General features: G+C 71.2%; 15 protein-coding genes and 1 tRNA gene. 12 read left to right on the forward strand and 4 right to left on the reverse strand.

Features of this window, described 5'->3' with window-relative positions; all coding sequences use genetic code 11:
* Positions 1–224: 224 nt before the first annotated feature.
* From eno to ACFWN1_RS23590, 7 genes are all read left to right on the forward strand, one after another.
* The gene (eno, locus tag ACFWN1_RS23560; protein ID WP_384365253.1) at positions 225–1520 is read left to right on the forward strand and encodes a phosphopyruvate hydratase; all 1296 of its coding nucleotides are present in this window, start codon (positions 225–227) and stop codon (positions 1518–1520) included.
* Positions 1521–1754: 234 nt separating this feature from the next.
* Positions 1755–2237 (forward strand): septum formation initiator family protein, encoded by a 483-nt coding sequence (locus ACFWN1_RS23565; protein WP_384365256.1) that lies wholly within the window; start codon positions 1755–1757, stop codon positions 2235–2237.
* 46 nt (positions 2238–2283) lie between these two features.
* A complete protein-coding gene (locus ACFWN1_RS23570) occupies positions 2284–2847 on the forward strand; it encodes a DUF501 domain-containing protein (protein ID WP_384365258.1) in 564 nt (187 codons plus the stop codon).
* The gene (locus tag ACFWN1_RS23575; RefSeq protein ID WP_384365261.1) at positions 2844–3785 is read left to right on the forward strand and encodes an exopolyphosphatase; all 942 of its coding nucleotides are present in this window, start codon (positions 2844–2846) and stop codon (positions 3783–3785) included. The genes ACFWN1_RS23570 and ACFWN1_RS23575 overlap by 4 nt, the downstream gene beginning before the upstream one ends.
* A 239-nt stretch (positions 3786–4024) precedes the next feature.
* Positions 4025–4213 (forward strand): hypothetical protein, encoded by a 189-nt coding sequence (locus tag ACFWN1_RS23580; RefSeq protein WP_384365264.1) that lies wholly within the window; start codon positions 4025–4027, stop codon positions 4211–4213.
* Between the two features lie 498 nt (positions 4214–4711).
* Positions 4712–6094, forward strand: coding sequence for an NAD(P)/FAD-dependent oxidoreductase (locus ACFWN1_RS23585; RefSeq protein WP_384365267.1), 1383 nt, complete (start codon positions 4712–4714; stop codon positions 6092–6094).
* A 205-nt stretch (positions 6095–6299) separates the two neighbouring features.
* On the forward strand, positions 6300–7604 hold the full coding sequence (locus ACFWN1_RS23590; RefSeq protein WP_384365270.1) for a class I SAM-dependent methyltransferase: 1305 nt from the start codon (positions 6300–6302) through the stop codon (positions 7602–7604).
* Between the two features lie 60 nt (positions 7605–7664).
* Here the strand turns inward: ACFWN1_RS23590 and ACFWN1_RS23595 are convergent, their stop codons facing one another.
* Positions 7665–10193, reverse strand: coding sequence for an ABC transporter permease (locus ACFWN1_RS23595; protein WP_384365273.1), 2529 nt, complete (start codon positions 10191–10193; stop codon positions 7665–7667).
* A complete protein-coding gene (locus ACFWN1_RS23600) occupies positions 10193–10963 on the reverse strand; it encodes an ABC transporter ATP-binding protein (protein ID WP_384365276.1) in 771 nt (256 codons plus the stop codon). Before ACFWN1_RS23600 ends, ACFWN1_RS23595 begins: the two co-directional genes overlap by 1 nt.
* A gap of 388 nt (positions 10964–11351) precedes the next feature.
* Here ACFWN1_RS23600 and ACFWN1_RS23605 point away from each other — a divergent pair.
* Positions 11352–11435: transfer RNA gene (locus tag ACFWN1_RS23605), tRNA-Leu, on the forward strand.
* A gap of 97 nt (positions 11436–11532) precedes the next feature.
* Here the strand turns inward: ACFWN1_RS23605 and ACFWN1_RS23610 are convergent.
* A complete protein-coding gene (locus tag ACFWN1_RS23610; protein WP_384365279.1) occupies positions 11533–11784 on the reverse strand; it encodes a hypothetical protein in 252 nt (83 codons plus the stop codon).
* A gap of 258 nt (positions 11785–12042) precedes the next feature.
* Positions 12043–12450, reverse strand: a complete 408-nt coding sequence (locus ACFWN1_RS23615) for a helix-turn-helix domain-containing protein (protein ID WP_384365282.1) — start codon at positions 12448–12450, stop codon at positions 12043–12045.
* A gap of 239 nt (positions 12451–12689) precedes the next feature.
* On the opposite strand from ACFWN1_RS23615, the gene ACFWN1_RS23620 reads away from it, so the two are divergent.
* The 4 genes from ACFWN1_RS23620 (at position 12690) to ACFWN1_RS23635 (ending at position 16212) form a co-directional block, all read left to right on the forward strand.
* On the forward strand, positions 12690–12905 hold the full coding sequence (locus ACFWN1_RS23620; protein ID WP_030814257.1) for a hypothetical protein: 216 nt from the start codon (positions 12690–12692) through the stop codon (positions 12903–12905).
* A 62-nt stretch (positions 12906–12967) separates the two neighbouring features.
* Positions 12968–13180, forward strand: a complete 213-nt coding sequence (locus ACFWN1_RS23625) for a hypothetical protein (RefSeq protein WP_384365285.1) — start codon at positions 12968–12970, stop codon at positions 13178–13180.
* Between the two features lie 122 nt (positions 13181–13302).
* Positions 13303–15261 carry a hypothetical protein gene (locus ACFWN1_RS23630; RefSeq protein WP_384365288.1) on the forward strand — a complete coding sequence of 653 codons (1959 nt, stop codon included), beginning with the start codon at positions 13303–13305 and terminating at the stop codon, positions 15259–15261.
* A 252-nt stretch (positions 15262–15513) separates the two neighbouring features.
* Positions 15514–16212 (forward strand): hypothetical protein, encoded by a 699-nt coding sequence (locus tag ACFWN1_RS23635; RefSeq protein WP_384365291.1) that lies wholly within the window; start codon positions 15514–15516, stop codon positions 16210–16212.
* The last annotated feature ends 53 nt before the right edge of the window (positions 16213–16265 follow it).

Raw genomic sequence — 16265 nt, forward strand, 5'->3', positions numbered from 1 at the left:
GGGGCGGTGCGCGTCCCGCCCCGGCGCGCGGGTATCTGAACCGCTTTCGGAACCCGTTGCCAGAACCCTTTGTTCCGGGCGGGAACAATGGGTACGGTCTTCCTGCACACCCCGTTCACAAGGCAGTCGGTCGACGGCCGGCGCCCCTGGGACGGTTAGGCTCTAGGCGCAAGGCGTGCCATCCGGCACCGCCCCGCACTGATCGCGTCACATCCACGAAGGAGATGCTCGTGCCGTCCATCGACGTCGTCGTAGCTCGGGAAATCCTGGACTCCCGAGGCAACCCCACGGTCGAGGTCGAGGTCGGCCTCGACGACGGCAGCACGGGTCGTGCCGCCGTCCCGTCCGGCGCCTCCACCGGTGCCTTCGAGGCCGTCGAGCTGCGTGACGGTGACCCGAACCGCTACCAGGGCAAGGGCGTCGAGAAGGCGGTCCTCGCCGTCATCGAGCAGATCGGCCCGGAGCTGGTCGGCTACGACGCCACCGAGCAGCGCCTGATCGACCAGGCCATGGCCGACCTGGACGCCACCGACAACAAGAGCTCGCTCGGCGCCAACGCCATCCTGGGCGTCTCCCTCGCCGTCGCCCACGCCGCCTCCGAGGCCAGCGACCTGCCGCTCTTCCGCTACCTGGGCGGCCCCAACGCGCACCTGCTCCCGGTGCCGATGATGAACATCCTGAACGGCGGCTCGCACGCCGACTCCAACGTGGACATCCAGGAGTTCATGATCGCTCCGATCGGCGCGGAGTCCTTCTCCGAGGCCGTTCGCTGGGGCGCCGAGGTCTACCACACCCTCAAGAAGGTCCTGAAGAACAAGGGCCTCGCCACCGGCCTCGGCGACGAGGGCGGCTTCGCCCCCAACCTCGGCTCCAACCGTGAGGCCCTCGACCTCATCCTTGAGGCCGTCAAGGAAGCCGGTTACACCCCGGGCGAGCAGATCGCCCTCGCGCTCGACGTCGCCGCCTCCGAGTTCTACAAGGACGGCAAGTACCTCTTCGAGGGCGAGGAGCGCTCGGCCGCGGAGATGACGGAGTACTACGAGGAGCTGGTCGCGGCCTACCCGCTGGTCTCCATCGAGGACCCGCTGTTCGAGGACGACTGGGCGGGCTGGAAGGTCCTCACCGACCGCATCGGTGACAAGGTGCAGATCGTCGGCGACGACCTGTTCGTCACCAACCCCGAGCGCCTCGCCCGCGGTATCGAGGAGAGCATCGCCAACGCCCTGCTGGTCAAGGTCAACCAGATCGGCTCGCTGACCGAGACCCTGGACGCCGTCGAGATGGCCCAGCGCAACGGCTACAAGTGCATGATGTCCCACCGCTCCGGCGAGACCGAGGACGTCACCATCGCCGACCTGGCCGTCGCCACCAACTGCGGCCAGATCAAGACCGGTGCCCCGGCCCGCTCCGAGCGCGTCGCCAAGTACAACCAGCTCCTGCGCATCGAGGAGATCCTCGACGACGCCGCGGTCTACGCGGGCCGCAGCGCCTTCTCGCGGTTTCGCTCTGCGAACCGGTAGGCACAGCAAGGGCTGATCCCCCCGGTGGGGCCCGGCGCGAGCCGGCCCCCGCCCGTCGTACGTACGTCCCCGGACCCGGTCCCGTACCGTGTCCGGGGACGTACGTACGTGTGAGGCCGGCACGAGCACGGCACAAGACGCACAGGCACAGCGCACGAGCACGGCACAAGACGCACAGGCACAGCGCACGAGCACGGCACAAGACGCACAGGCACAGCGGAGGCGGAGGGCCAGATGGCCGCGAGGGACCGGGACCGTTTCTCCACCACCACCAGGCTGCGGCTGCTCGGTGAGCAGACGGCGGCCCGGGTCTACCGGTCCCAGAACAAGCGGCAGGCCCGCCGCCGCCCCTCGCGCCTCACCGGCCGCGCCGCGCTGCTGGCCCTGGTGCTGTGCTCGCTGATCGTGGCGCTCGCCTATCCGATGCGGCAGTACATCTCCCAGCGCGCCGAGATCGCGGACCTGAAACACCGGCAGGAGCAGGCCCGCGCCCGGGTCGAGCAGCTCAGGGACGCCAAGGCCCGCTGGCAGGACGACGCCTACGCCGAGCAGCAGATCCGGCGCAGGCTGCACTATGTGATGCCCGGTGAGACCGGGTACGTCGTGATCGACCCGGGCGCCGCCAAGCAGTCCCGCGCCGACCGGGCGGCCGCCCACCGGCCCTGGTACGCGAACGTCTGGGACGGCGTCGACAGGTCCGACGCCTCCGACCAATGACCGGCACCCGCCGGTGACCGACGACAAGCCACTTACGGAAGCAGTCATGGAAACGCCCCCGCCCCACACTCCGCGTACCGAGCCCACCGAGGCGGACATCGCCGCCTTCGAGCTCCAGCTCGGCCGGCCGCCGCGCGGTCTGCGGGCCATCGCCCACCGCTGCCCGTGCGGTCAGCCGGACGTCGTGGAGACGGCGCCCCGGCTGCCCGACGGCACGCCCTTCCCGACGACGTACTACCTGACGTGCCCGCGCGCCAACTCGGCCATCGGCACCCTGGAGGCGGGCGGCGTCATGAAGGAGATGACCGAGCGCCTGCGGACCGACCCGGAGCTGGCAGCCGCCTACCGGGCCGCGCACGAGGACTACCTCCGGCGCCGTGACGAGATCGAGGTGCTGGCGGGCTTCCCCAGCGCGGGCGGCATGCCCGACCGGGTGAAGTGCCTGCACGTCCTGGTCGCCCACGCGCTGGCCGCCGGCCCGGGGGTGAACCCGCTGGGCGACGAGGCCATCGCCCTGCTGCCCGAGTGGTGGGCGAAGGGCCCGTGCGTGGTGCCGGGCGACGTCTGCGGCGCCGGGCCGGCCGGCTCCGGTACGAAGGAGGTCCGATGACCCGCGTGGCCGCCGTGGACTGCGGCACCAACTCCATCCGCCTGCTGGTCGCGGACGTGAACCCCGAGACAGGTGAACTGACCGACCTGGACCGCCGGATGACCATCGTCCGGCTCGGCCAGGACGTCGACCGCACCGGCCGCCTCGCCCCCGAGGCCCTGGAACGCACCTTCGCCGCCTGCCGGGAGTACGCCCGGGTCATCCGCGAACTCGGCGCGACGAAGGTGCGGTTCGTCGCCACCTCCGCCTCGCGCGACGCGGAGAACCGGGACGAGTTCACGCGCGGGGTCCTGGACATCCTGGGCGTCGAGCCCGAGGTCATCACCGGCGACCAGGAGGCCGAGTTCTCCTTCACCGGCGCGACCAGGGAGCTGTCCGGCAGCGACCACCTGGACAAGCCGTACCTGGTGGTGGACATCGGCGGCGGCTCGACCGAGTTCGTCGTCGGCGAGGACCACGTACGGGCCGCGCGGTCCGTGGACATCGGCTGCGTGCGCCTGACCGAACGGCACCTGGTGCGCGACGGCAAGGCCACCGACCCGCCCGCGCACGAGCAGGTCGCCGCCATGCGGGCCGACATCGCGGCCGCCCTCGACCTCGCGGGCGAGACCGTGCCGCTCGGCGAGGCGCGCACCCTGGTCGGGCTCGCGGGCTCGGTCACCACGGTGTGCGCCATCGCCCTGGAGCTGCCGGAGTACGACTCCACGCGCATCCACCACTCCCGGATCTCGCGGGCCCGCGTCCGCCAGATCACCGAGTGGCTGCTCAGCTCCTCGCACGCCGAGCGCGCGGAGATCCCCTGCATGCACCCCGGCCGGGTCGACGTGATCGGCGCGGGCGCCCTCGTACTGCTCTCGATCATGGAGCGGACCGGCGCCGAGGAGGTCGTCGTCAGCGAACACGACATCCTCGACGGCATCGCGTGGTCCGTGGCGTAGCCGTCATCCGGGCAATGGGCTCGTGCCTCGGTGCACGGCCCATTTCCGGGCGGCGGCGGTGAGCGCTGACCGGCGGGCCATGGGCCGGGTACGCTCCCGGGCTTCCCACGCGCCGAGCAGGGTGCGGGCGAAGAAATCGAGATCGCCGGGGTCGGCTGCGGCAGTCCATCAAGGCGCAGCCCAAGGTCGAGCGGCAGGGACGCGCTCATGCGCACGCGCTGCTCGCGCAGCGGCAGTACGTGTACGGGCATCTGGACGCGTCCTGTGACTCGTGGAGCCGGTTTCTGGACGACTACGAGCACATCTCGTCAGCTCGGGCCGACGACCACTTCGAGACGATGCGCACCCAGTTCCGGAGGCACGCGAACGCCCAGTCGGTGCGCGGCATCGCAGGACGGACGCAAGAGATCGCGGCGCTGAAGAGCTGAAGTCGGCATGCCGCTGGGGCGCCGGCCTCAGCCGAGGTCGAACAGGCTTACAGGCGCGGCTCGTTACCGCCCAGTATTATGCGGCTGAGCAGCCTGGACGACGTTTGAGCGCCCCCGTGCGGTAGCTGACACGCCGCTTCGCGGGGTTCTCGCCACAACCTTCGTGAAGTTCTTCACAAGGAAATCGGCCCCGGTGGGGGACAGGGGGGTCCGCATTGACCCGTTCGGGGTCCGGACGGCCCCCGGAGCATGATCACAACCGTATTGCGACGGGGTTTCGGCGGGGTGTCCGGAGCGCCTGCGCGGGGTGTCGCGCGAGGGGTCGCGGGGGTCGGAAAGCCAGCTCACGCGGCATTCACAACGGGCCGTGCTCACGTGGGGTTCCCCCTGGTGACCATGACCTGCGTCACGCGAGCGGCGGAGCATAACACACCCCCTCCCCAACCTTGTGAAGGGGCGCACGAGCTACCCCTGCGGGTGGGGTGGATACTCGATGCCATGAGCACCACGGAGCGTCCCAGGATCCTCGTAGTAGGCGGTGGGTACGTAGGCCTGTACGCGGCTCGGCGCATCCTCAAGAAGATGCGCTACGGCGAGGCGACCGTCACGGTCGTCGACCCCCGGTCGTACATGACCTACCAGCCCTTCCTCCCCGAAACCGCCGCCGGCAACATCTCCCCTCGCCATGTCGTCGTACCGCTGCGACGCGTGCTGCCGAAGGCGGAGGTCCTCACTGGCCGGGTCACCACCATCGACCAGGACCGCAAGGTCGCCACGATCGCCCCCCTCGTGGGCGAGGCGTACGAGCTGCCGTTCGACTACCTGGTCATCGCCATGGGCGCGGTCTCGCGCACCTTCCCGATCCCCGGCCTCGCCGAGCAGGGCATCGGTATGAAGGGCATCGAGGAGGCCATCGGCCTGCGCAACCACGTCCTGGAGCAGCTGGACAAGGCCGACTCCACGACCGACGAGGAGATCCGCCGCAAGGCGCTCACCTTCGTCTTCATCGGCGGTGGCTTCGCGGGCGCGGAGACCATCGGTGAGGTCGAGGACATGGCCCGCGACGCCGCCAAGTACTACAGGAACGTCTCCCGCGAGGACATGCGCTTCGTCCTGGTGGACGCCGCCGACAAGATCCTCCCCGAGGTCGGCCCCAAGCTCGGCCAGTACGGCAAGGAGCACCTGGAGAGCCGCGGTGTGGAGATCTACCTCTCCACCTCCATGGACTCCTGCGTCGGCGGTCACGTCGTGCTGAAGAACGGCCTCGAGGTCGACTCCGACACGATCGTCTGGACCGCGGGCGTCAAGCCCAACCCGGCTCTCACCCGCTTCGGTCTGCCCCTCGGTCCGCGCGGCCACGTCGACTGCCAGGCGACCCTCCAGGTCACCGGCACCGACTACATCTGGGCCGCCGGTGACAACGCCCAGGTCCCCGACCTCGTCGGCCGCAAGGCGGGCAACGAGAACGCCTGGTGCCCGCCGAACGCCCAGCACGCGCTGCGCCAGGCCCGGGTCCTCGGCGACAACGTGATCTCCGGCTTGCGGGGCTTCCCGCAGAAGGACTACGAGCACGCCAACAAGGGCGCCGTCGCGGGTCTCGGCCTGCACAAGGGCGTGGCGATGATCGTCATGGGCAAGATGAAGATCAAGCTCAAGGGCCGTCTCGCCTGGTACATGCACCGCGGTTACCACGGTCTGGCCATGCCGACCTTCAACCGCAAGATCCGCGTCTTCGCGGACTGGACCCTCGGCATGTTCCTCAAGCGCGAGGTCGTCTCCCTCGGCGCCATGGAGCACCCGCGCGAGGAGTTCTACGAGGCCGCCAAGCCCGCCCCGGTCGCCGCCGCGCCGAAGACCGAGGAGAAGGCGAAGGCCTCCTGACCTCGGGTCAGCCTCCGTACAGCGTTCGGCGCACACCGCCCGACCCGAAGGACCTTCCGCCATCCGTGGTGCGGGAGGTCCTTCGGCTTTCCCGCCCGGCCCGCACTTTTGCCCGGCCGTAATCCCGATGCGGGACTGTGCCGGGTACGCCACGGTGTTTACGTGGTAACGGACATCCGGGATCGTCGTCTTGGAGGTGTGCGTCATGGCCGACGCCGCGTCGCGCTTGGTGAGTGTCGCCGAACAGCTGCTGGGAGCCCCCCTCCCGCTGCGGATCCGGGCCTGGGACCGTTCCCAGGCGGGCCCGCCGGGTGCCCCCGTGATCATCGTGCGCAACCGGCGCGCCCTGCGCCGCATGCTGTTCAAGCCGGGCGAACTGGGCATGGCCCGCGCCTGGGTGGCCGGTGACCTGGACATCGAGGGCGATCTGTACACCGCCCTCGGCGCCATCGCCGGCCTGCTCTGGGAGCACGACGACGACGCCGAGGGCCGCTCCCTCGTCGACACGGTGCGCGACCCCGCCGCGCGGGCCGCCGTGCGCGAGCTGATCCGGCTCGTCGGACCGCCGCTGCCCCCCGCACCACCCCGCGAGGAGGTCCGCAGACGGCGCCATCTGCACACCCGCCGCTCCGACAAGCGCGCCATCAGCCACCACTACGACGTGGGCAACGACTTCTACGAGCTGGTCCTCGGCCCGTCCATGGTCTACTCCTGCGCCTACTGGGAGGACCCCGAAACAGCCGGCTCGCTGGAGAGCGCCCAGCGCGACAAGCTGGAACTCGTCTCGGCCAAGCTCGGCCTGAAGCCCGGTCAGCGGCTCCTCGACGTCGGCTGCGGCTGGGGCTCGATGGCCGTCCACGCCGCCCGTGAGCACGGGGTGGGCGTCGTCGGCGTCACCCTCTCCCAGGAACAGGCCGCCTTCGCCCGTAAGCGCGTCGCCGAGGAGGGCCTTACCGACCGGGTCGAGATCCGCGTCCAGGACTACCGCGACGTCCGCGACGGCCCCTACGACGCGATCTCCTCCATCGGCATGGCCGAGCACGTCGGCGCCGAACGCTACCTGGACTACGCGCGCGACCTGTACGGCCTGCTGAAGCCCGGCGGACGCCTCCTCAACCACCAGATCGCCCGCCGCCCGCAGCGCGACGAGACGGCGTACGAGATCGACGCGTTCATCGACTCCTACGTCTTCCCCGACGGCGAACTCGCCCCCCTGGGCACCACCGTCACCCAGCTGGAGCGGGCCGGGTTCGAGGTGCGGGACGTGGAGTCGCTGCGCGAGCACTACGCCCGCACCCTGCGCGCCTGGGTCACCAACCTGGAGGGCGACTGGGCGCGCGCGACCCGGCTCGCCGGATACGGCCGCGCCCGTGTGTGGCGGCTGTACATGGCCGCCTCCGCGCTCGCCTTCGAACGCGCCCAGATCGGCGTCAACCAGGTCCTGGCCGTCCGCACCCCCGACTCCGGCGCCTCGGGCCTCCCGGCCCGCACCCGCACCTGGAACGCCTGACCCGGCACGCACGGGGCCCCGATCCGGATTGCGGATCGGGGCCCCGAGGGTGTCGTACGGCTACTCGGCCTTGATCGCGCCCAGCATGTTCAGCCGGGCCGCCCGCCGGGCCGGCCACAGCGCCGCCAGCACGCCCACCAGGGCCGCCAGCAGCACGAACAGCGCCAGCCGGGACCAGGGCAGCACCAGCTCGTACGTCGCCATCTTGGTGCCCAGCAGCTCACCGGCCGCCCAGCCGAAGAACACGCCGAGCCCGATGCCCAGCACCCCGCCGAACAGCGAGATGACCAGGGACTCCAGGCGCACCATCCGCTTCACCGCCCCGCGCTCCAGGCCGATCGCGCGCAGCATCCCGATCTCCTGGGAGCGCTCGAACACCGACATCGCCAGCGTGTTGATGACACCGAGCACCGCGACCACCACGGCCATGCCGAGCAGGCCGTAGACCAGGTTCAGCATCAGCGTGAAGATCTTCGCGATGCCGTCGGTGATGTCCTGCTTGTCCTGCACCTGGATGGCCGGGTTGGAGCCGAGGGCCTTGGCCAGCCGGTCCTTGGTCGCGCCCGAGGCGCCGTCCGCCGTGCGGACCAGGACCTGCATGTCGGCCGGGGCGCGCAGGTGGGGGGTGAGCACCCGGTTGTCGATCATGATGCCCCGGATCAACTCGTTGCCCTCGTACACCCCGGCGACGGTCAGCGTGCTCTTCTTGCCGTCCTCGAAGTACGCGGTGAGCTTGGAACCGGCCTTCCAGCCGTGCTCCTTCGCCTGGTCGGCGTCCACCACGATCCGGGTGCCGGACACGTCGAACGTGCCCTGCTTCACCGTCAGGTCGGTCAGCTCGCCGATCGCCGAGCCGGTGACCCCGGTCAGGGACTCGGTCTCGCCGCCGATACGGGAGGCGCCGTCGCGGAGCGGGCTGGAGGCGGCGACCCCGTCGGTGGCGGCCAGCCTGGTGGCCACGTCGGGGGAGAGCGGGGTGCGGTTGGCCATCGAGACGACGTAGTCAGCGCGGATCGAGGACGCGGCCATCCTGTCGATCGACTTCTGCAGGCTGCCCGCCATCACCGTCATGCCGGTGATCAGGGTCAGGCCGATCATCAGCGCGGACGCGGTGGCCGCCGTGCGGCGCGGGTTGCGTACCGCGTTCTGCCGGGCCAGGAGGCCCGCGACGCCGAACAGGCGCAGCAGCGGGGCGGCCGCCGCGATCAGCGGGCGGGACAGCAGCGGGGTCAGCACGAACACACCGATGATCAGCAGCACCGCGCCGAGGCCCATCGCGCCCTGGCCCTTGTCGGTGTCCATGGTGGTGGCCGCGAGGACCACGGCCGCGCCGGCCGCGGCGAACAGCGCGCCGATGGTGTTGCGCACCACCAGCGAGCGGGTGGTGGCGGTGGCGTGCACGCTGCTCATCGCCGCCACCGGCGGGATCTTCGCGGCCCGGCGGCCGGGCAGCCAGGCGGCGAGCACGGTGATGACGATGCCTACGGCGAGCGCGGCGACCACCGTGCCCGGGGTGACCACCAGCGGCCCGTCCGGCACGCTCGCGCCGAAGGAGTTCAGCATGGCGCGCAGCCCGGCGCCGATGCCGACACCGGCGGCGAGTCCGGTCACGCCCGCGACCGTGCCGACCGCGAACGCCTCGGCCAGCACCGAGCGGGTGACCTGGCCGCGCGAGGCGCCGACCGCCCGCAGCAGGGCGAGTTCCTTGGTGCGCTGGGCGACCAGCATGGTGAAGGTGTTGGCGATGATGAACGTGCCGACGAACAGGGCGATGCCCGCGAACACCAGCAGCACCTGGCGCAGACCGCTCATCGACGCCGAGATCTGCTCCGCCTGGTCGGCGGCGAGCTTCTTCCCGGTGGTGGTGCTGACCTGACCGGCCGGCAGGGCCTTGTCCAGCGCGACCTTCAGGGCGCTCTGGCTGGTGCCGGGGGTGGCGGCCACGTCGATCTCGTCGTACGTGCCCTTCTTGCCGAACAGGGTCTGCGCGGTCGGCGTGTCGAAGAGGGCGAGGCTGCCCCCTGCGGCCACGTTGCCGTCGTCGGTGGTGAAGACACCGGCGACGCGCGGCGTCAGGACCGGCCCGTCGACCGAGAGGCGGACGGTGTCACCGACGCGGTAGCCCGTACGGCGGGCGGTCTCGGAGTCGATCAGCAGCTCGCCCTTGCCGTGCGGGGCGTGGCCGGAGACGAGCTTGTACCGGGCGTCCCCGGTGCCCCAGTAGTTGCCGCCCATGGACTGCCAGCCGTCGCCGACCAGCTTGCCGTGCTTGTCGGCGAGCGCGGTGAAGCCGCTGACCACACCGGTGGCGGAGGCGGCGCCGGGTACCTTCGCGGCCCGCTCCAGCAGCGCCGGGGTCAGGTCCGGGGTGGAGCCGACCCGGTCGCCGCTCGCCTTCTGGTGCTTGGCCTCGACGGCCACGTCGACACCGTCGAAGCCCTGGGCGGAGCTGTTCTCGAAGGCTCGGGAGAGGGTGTTGGTGAAGACCAGTGTCCCGGACACGAAGGCGACGCCGAGCATGACGGCGAGCACCGTCATCATCAGCCGGGCCTTGTGCGCGAGGACGTTGCGCAGTGCGGTGCGGAACATCAGCTCGTACGGCCCTTCGCGTCGAAGCGCTTCATCAGGTCGAGGACCGAGTCGGCCGTCGGGTCCTGGACCTCGTCCACGATCCGGCCGTCCGCGAGGAAGACCACCCGGTCCGCGTAGGCGGCGGCGACCGGGTCGTGGGTCACCATGACGACCGTCTGGCCCAGCTCGCGCACGGAGTTGCGCAGGAAGCCCAGCACCTCGGCGCCGGAGCGGGAGTCGAGGTTTCCGGTCGGCTCGTCACCGAAGATGATCTCCGGCTTGGAGGCCAGGGCGCGGGCGACGGCGACGCGCTGCTGCTGGCCGCCGGAGAGCTGGGAGGGCCGGTGGGAGAGCCGCCCGGACAGGCCGACCATCTCGATCACGCGGTCCAGCCACTCCTTGTCGGGCTTGCGGCCCGCGATGTCCATCGGCAGCGTGATGTTCTCCAGCCCGGTCAGCGTCGGCAGCAGGTTGAACGCCTGGAAGATGAACCCGATCTTGTCCCGGCGCAGCCGCGTGAGCTGCTTGTCCTTCAGCGAGCCCAGCTCGGTGTCGCCGATGCGCACCGAACCGGAGGAGAAGGAGTCCAGCCCGGCCACGCAGTGCATCAGCGTGGACTTGCCGGAGCCGGACGGGCCCATGATCGCGGTGAACTCGGCCTGCCGGAAGTCGACGGAGACCCGGTCCAGGGCGACCACTCGGGTCTCACCCTGCCCGTAGATCTTCGACAGCTCCGCAGCGCGCGCGGCCACGGCGGTGGTCCGGCCGGCGGTGGGTGTGGTGGTCACGGGCGGGGCTCCTGTCGGACGGCGGTCTCGGGGTCTCCCTCCATCGTCCCCGCTCCCGGGAGCCGTCCGGTCAGCCGCTGCTCCCGTTCCCGACCGCGACTGCGGGCGGACGAAGCGGAGCGGTGTCATACCTGGGGAGGACGGCCGACCCTGAGAGCGCGCACCGCCGGAACGGGGGGACCGCCCTTGTTCGGTAGGTGAAATTCCGTCATTCCGCGTACAGGCGTGCGGGTGTCCCGGCAGGCTGCTGGCAAGTGCGGATGGCTCATTCCGTGGTCTGATGCACCCTCAGACGTCAATAAAATAAGACAACATCGGTCCGTTCCTTCCGCTGTCCGGGTGAAGCCTCCCGATAGGCTTCAGCGCCTTGAAGCGGAGCCCACGGCCTGCCCGGATGGTGGAATGCAGACACGGCGAGCTTAAACCTCGCTGCCCCTTCGCGGGCGTGCCGGTTCAAGTCCGGCTCCGGGCACATTCCCTTGCCGTGACGGACCGGCCGGCACCCGCCTTCTCCCGTTTTCACCCCTCTCCAACCCACTTCACCCTTCTCCACCCCTCTTCACCCCTCTTCACCCCTCGTACACCGTCAGCACCGCGCCGTCGATCTCGATGCTGCGGCCCGCGCGCATGCCGTTGCGGCGCAGGGCGTCGAGGCAGGTGTGGAAGAGGGCCAGTTCCCCGGTGTCCAGGATGGCCGCGGCGAGGTCGAGGAGTTCACGGACCGCGCGGTCGGTGAGAACCTCGGGGAGGTCACCGGACAGGAGTACGACGGACTCGCCGTCCGGGCCCCTGACCACCGCGGTGGCCGGCCCACCATGCACGAACAACACGTTCCCCCCAAGGGCCCGTGGTCGTGCGGCTCTCGCTCCTCGGGCAGGACGAGAGACTAGCGGGGGATCTCGGCCTGTTCGGGTGGACTTGCATTCTTTTTCCGTGTTGGCGGAAGTGCGTCCGGTTCGGGGCGCCGGGCGGACATCCCGCGACATGAACCGGTGTGCGGGCCGGTCCCGCGGGTCCCTCTCGCGGGTCAGTCCCGCAGGTCAGTCCCGCAGGTCAGTCCCGCAGGTCAGTCCCGCAGGTCAGTCCCGCGGGTTTGGCTTCGACGAGCGGCCGAGCAGGGACTCCACCAGGGCGGTGACATGTCTGCGGTCGTCGGACGACAGCCGCTGCACGCTGGCGATCAGCAGCTCCACCTCGGGGTCGGCGGAGCGGGGCGCGGCCGGGGTGTCCGTCTCACCGGCCGGGCTGCCGTACACATGGATGCCGCACGCCTCGGCGGCCGCCCTGCGGACGGCGTCCAGCGGGATTTCGAGCCCCTTGGCCAGGCCCTCCAGGGTGCCGGCCTGGGGCATGCGCACCACACGCTCGGCGGTGGCCAGATGGTGGACGGTGGAACGGGGGACGCCGCCGCGTCGCGCCACTTCGCCGTAGGACCAGCCCTCGCGGTCCAGGCGCTCGCGGATCAACTGCTGCAGTGCGTTGGCCACCGTTGGTCACTTCCTGCTCGTCCTGCTCGCCGCTCGGCCGCACGTCCCTGTCGGGAGGGAGTCTACGGGCGAGTAGCTGAACCGCCGAAGGGGTGATTACCCGAAAGGGTTGCGGGCGGACCCCGTGAGGGCCTAGTGTCCAATCTCGTTGGACAGCTCGTCCGACCAAGTTGGACAGAGTCCGGGGGGAACCTGACTCGGTCCGACCGGAAATGCCCATTTCCCGAGGGGGAAACATCATGATGGACGCCCACGAGCTCGAGGCCGAGTCCGCCGAACTGCTGCCCGGCCGCGAGGCCCTCGGCAAGCTGAAGTTCAGCTTCGGCAAGACGGTGAACGTCACCAAGCACGTCGCCAACATCGAGGCCGCCAACCAGTCGGCCGCCCTCAACGACCACTCGGCGTGGTCCGTCGCCAGCTCCGGCGCCTCGCAGGCGATCAGCGTCAGCCAGTAGTCCGGACCGTCGGGAAACAGCAAGCAACCCAAGCAGGACAAGAGGGGAACATCATCATGAGCATGGACATGCGTGACCTGGACGCCGAGTCCGCGGAGCTGCTGCCGGGCCGCGAGGCCCTGGGCAAGCTGAAGTTCAGCTTCAACAAGACGGTCAACGTCACCAAGCACGTGGCCAACATCGAGGCCGCCAACCAGTCCGCCGCGGTCAACGACCACTCGCTGTGGTCGGACGCCCAGTCGCACGCCGGACAGACGATCACCGTCAAGCAGTAGCCCCACCGCCGCGACGGCGGTCACGGGGGCGGACCGCGCCTGGGCACGGGCCGGTCCGCCCCCGCGGCCGTGCCAGGGGAGGCGCGGCGGCGAGGCGGCATCGATGTGGGGGGAGACCACGGATGACGGTGCTGGGGAACGGCACGACCACGCTGTACGACACCGGACCGCTGCCCGGACCCGGTGGCTGGCCGGTGACGTACGAGCAGGTGGCGACCGGCAGCCTGCCGGCGGCCGGGGTGCCGGCCCGGCCCGTCCCGAGGCTGAGCGCCGGGATGCGGCTGCACGGCGAGTACCAGGGCTCGGGGTTCACCGAGTCCAAGTACATCGCCCGTCGGGGGGACGGGCAGGTCGTGCAGCTCTCGCGCCTGCTGTACCTGGTGGCGTCGGCCGTCGACGGGGTCCGCGACGACGACACGATCGCCCACCGGGTCAGCGCGCGCTTCGGCCGCGAGGTGAGCGCGGAGAACATCCGCTACCTCGTGGAGAACAAGCTCGACCCGCTCGGCGTGACCGTCCCGGAGGGCCAGGAGAGCGACGAGGTCGACGCCCCGCGCTCCGACCTGCTGCTCGCGCTCAAGGGCCACCGGGTCATCTTCGACGAACACCGCACCGCCCGGATCGCCCGCTCGCTCACCTGGCTGCACCGGCCGGCGGTGGTCGCCGCGGTGCTGCTGGCGGCCGTCGCCATGGACGTCTGGCTGTTCGGCTTCTTCGGCGCGATCGAACCGGTGCTTGAGGTGCTGGACCAGCCGGTGCTCATCCTGCTGGTCTTCGTCCTCACCGTGGCCTCGCTCGTCTTCCACGAGTTCGGCCACGCCTCCGCGTGCCGGTACGGCGGGGCCAGCCCCGGCTGCATCGGCTGCGGGCTCTTCCTGATCTGGCCGTCGATGTACACCGACGTCACCGACGTGTACCGGATCAACAAGGCCGGGCGCATCCGCACCGACTTCGGCGGGGTCTACTTCAACGTCGTCTTCATGCTGGCGATGGCCGGCGCCTACTTCGCCACCGGGGAGCAGTTCTTCCTTGCCGCGGTCTACCTCGGCCACTTCGAGATCCTGGAACAGCTCATGCCGGCCGTCCGCCTGGACGGCTACTACATCCTGGGCGACCTCGCGGGCGTCCCGGACCTGTACGGCAAGATCAAGCCGATCCTGCTCGCCCTGGTGCCGGGCGAGCGCGGGAAGGCGGCCCGCCAGGAGGTCGCCGGGCTGAAGAAGTCCGCGCGCGCCATCGTCGCCACCTGGGTGCTGACCATGGTGCCGCTGATCATCGGCGAACTGGGCTACGGGCTGTGGAACCTGCCCCGGATCATCAGCACGATGATCCGCTCGCTCACCGAGCAGATCACCGGCACGGGGTCGGCGTTCGCGCAGGGTGACGTGCTGCCCGGCCTCGTCGGAGTCCTCGGCACGCTGATGCTGCTGTTCCCGATGGCCGGTGTCCTCTATCTCTCCGTGAAGATCGGCGGCCGGCTCGTCCGGCTCGCCAAGCGCTCCACGGCCGGACGGCCCGCCCTGCGCGTCGCGCTGTGCGGGCTGCTGCTCGCCGGGCTCGGCGGGCTCGCCTACGCCTGGATGTCCGGGGTGACCCCGCAGCCGCTGCCGAAGAAGCCGCCCATCGCGCCGATCCTCCAGCCGGGGGTGCCCACCACCGCGCCGCCGTCCCCGGACGCCTCGACGCCGGGCACCGGTCCTGGGCGCACCCCCGGGGAGCCGGGCACGCCCTCCGGCGAGCCCTCGGCGACACCGGGGGCACCGGCCGGGGACAGGCCGGGGGACCCGAGCGTCGTGGCCTCGGCCGGTGGTGCCTCCGCCTCCGCGCCGCAGCCGTCCGCCGCCCCGTCGACGGCGCCGGACAAGCCGACGCGGGGCGAGGACGGGGCCGGGCAGAGCGAGAGCAGCAGCGGGGCACCGGCCGGCCAGCCGTCCACACCGCAGTCACCGACCCCGGTCACGGAGACCTCCCCGGTCCCCTCGGAGAGCGCCACGCCCACACCCACGCCGACCCCGGAGCCCTCACCGGCGCCGACCACCGCCGAACCGACGACCCCGGCGGCCCCGGCGACCACGTCCTGAACCGGCCGCGGCAAGGCCCAGCCCGGCCAGGTCGCCTGTGGTTCCGGCCGGCCCGCACCCGTCACCGGACCCCGTCCCGGCCCCCGGAGGGCTCGTCCCCCGGGCCCTCCGCCGGACCCGCGACGCCACCGCGGCAGCGATCCGCGAGCCCGGTGCCGTCACCCCGACCCCGTCGCGGCACGGGCCCGGCCGCGTCCGTGCGGGCGCCGGGCCCCCTCATCAGCACGTCATCCATTCCTCGGGAGAGAACCCATGAGCAGCCACCGGAAACCACGCAGCAGCCCGTTCAACGGGCGTGCCGTCCGGACCGTACTCCTCGCCGCCGGCGCCGCGGGCGTGGCCACCGCCGTGCCTGCGCACGCCGCGACCGGGCCCGCCCGGTCCGCCGCGGTCGTCTCGGACGGCGTGTACGCCAACGCCAACCGGCTCCACCACACCCAGGCCCGCGACTCCTTCACCATCCGCCAGTTCGACGAGGTCGACGCGACGTCCGTCCGCAACCAGGCGCGGGCGGTCTCCATGGGCTGTTCGGTCGACGACCACTGCCGGTCGGTCGCGCTGTCCTTCCAGATCATCACGGTCGCCGGGGACGCGCACCACCTGAAGGCGGTGAACGTCGGCAACGCGGCCAACACGTACTGCGACGGCTGCCAGACCCTGGCCGGCGCCTACCAGTTCGTCGTCTCCACGCCCCACCCGCTCACCCTGGACGCGGGGGCCCGCCGGCGGCTGGCCGACGTGCACCGCAGGCTGGACGCGCTGACCCGGTCCACGCTGCCCGCCACCGAACTGCGGGAGCGGGTGGACGCCCTCGCGGGCGAGGTGAGCGGCGTCCTCCAGGCCGCCGTGGCCAAGACGCCCAAAACGTCCGGGGCGTCCAAGGCATCCGGGGGCACGGAGAAGCCCGGCGTCACCCTGCACCGCCGACTGGACGGCTGGCCGGGCCACTGACCCCGGTCTGACCGTCCCTCCCGGCCGGCCGCCGGTACCCCGCGAGCGCCTCC

This window comes from Streptomyces sp. NPDC058459 (assembly GCF_042721685.1).
Taxonomy (GTDB): domain Bacteria; phylum Actinomycetota; class Actinomycetes; order Streptomycetales; family Streptomycetaceae; genus Streptomyces.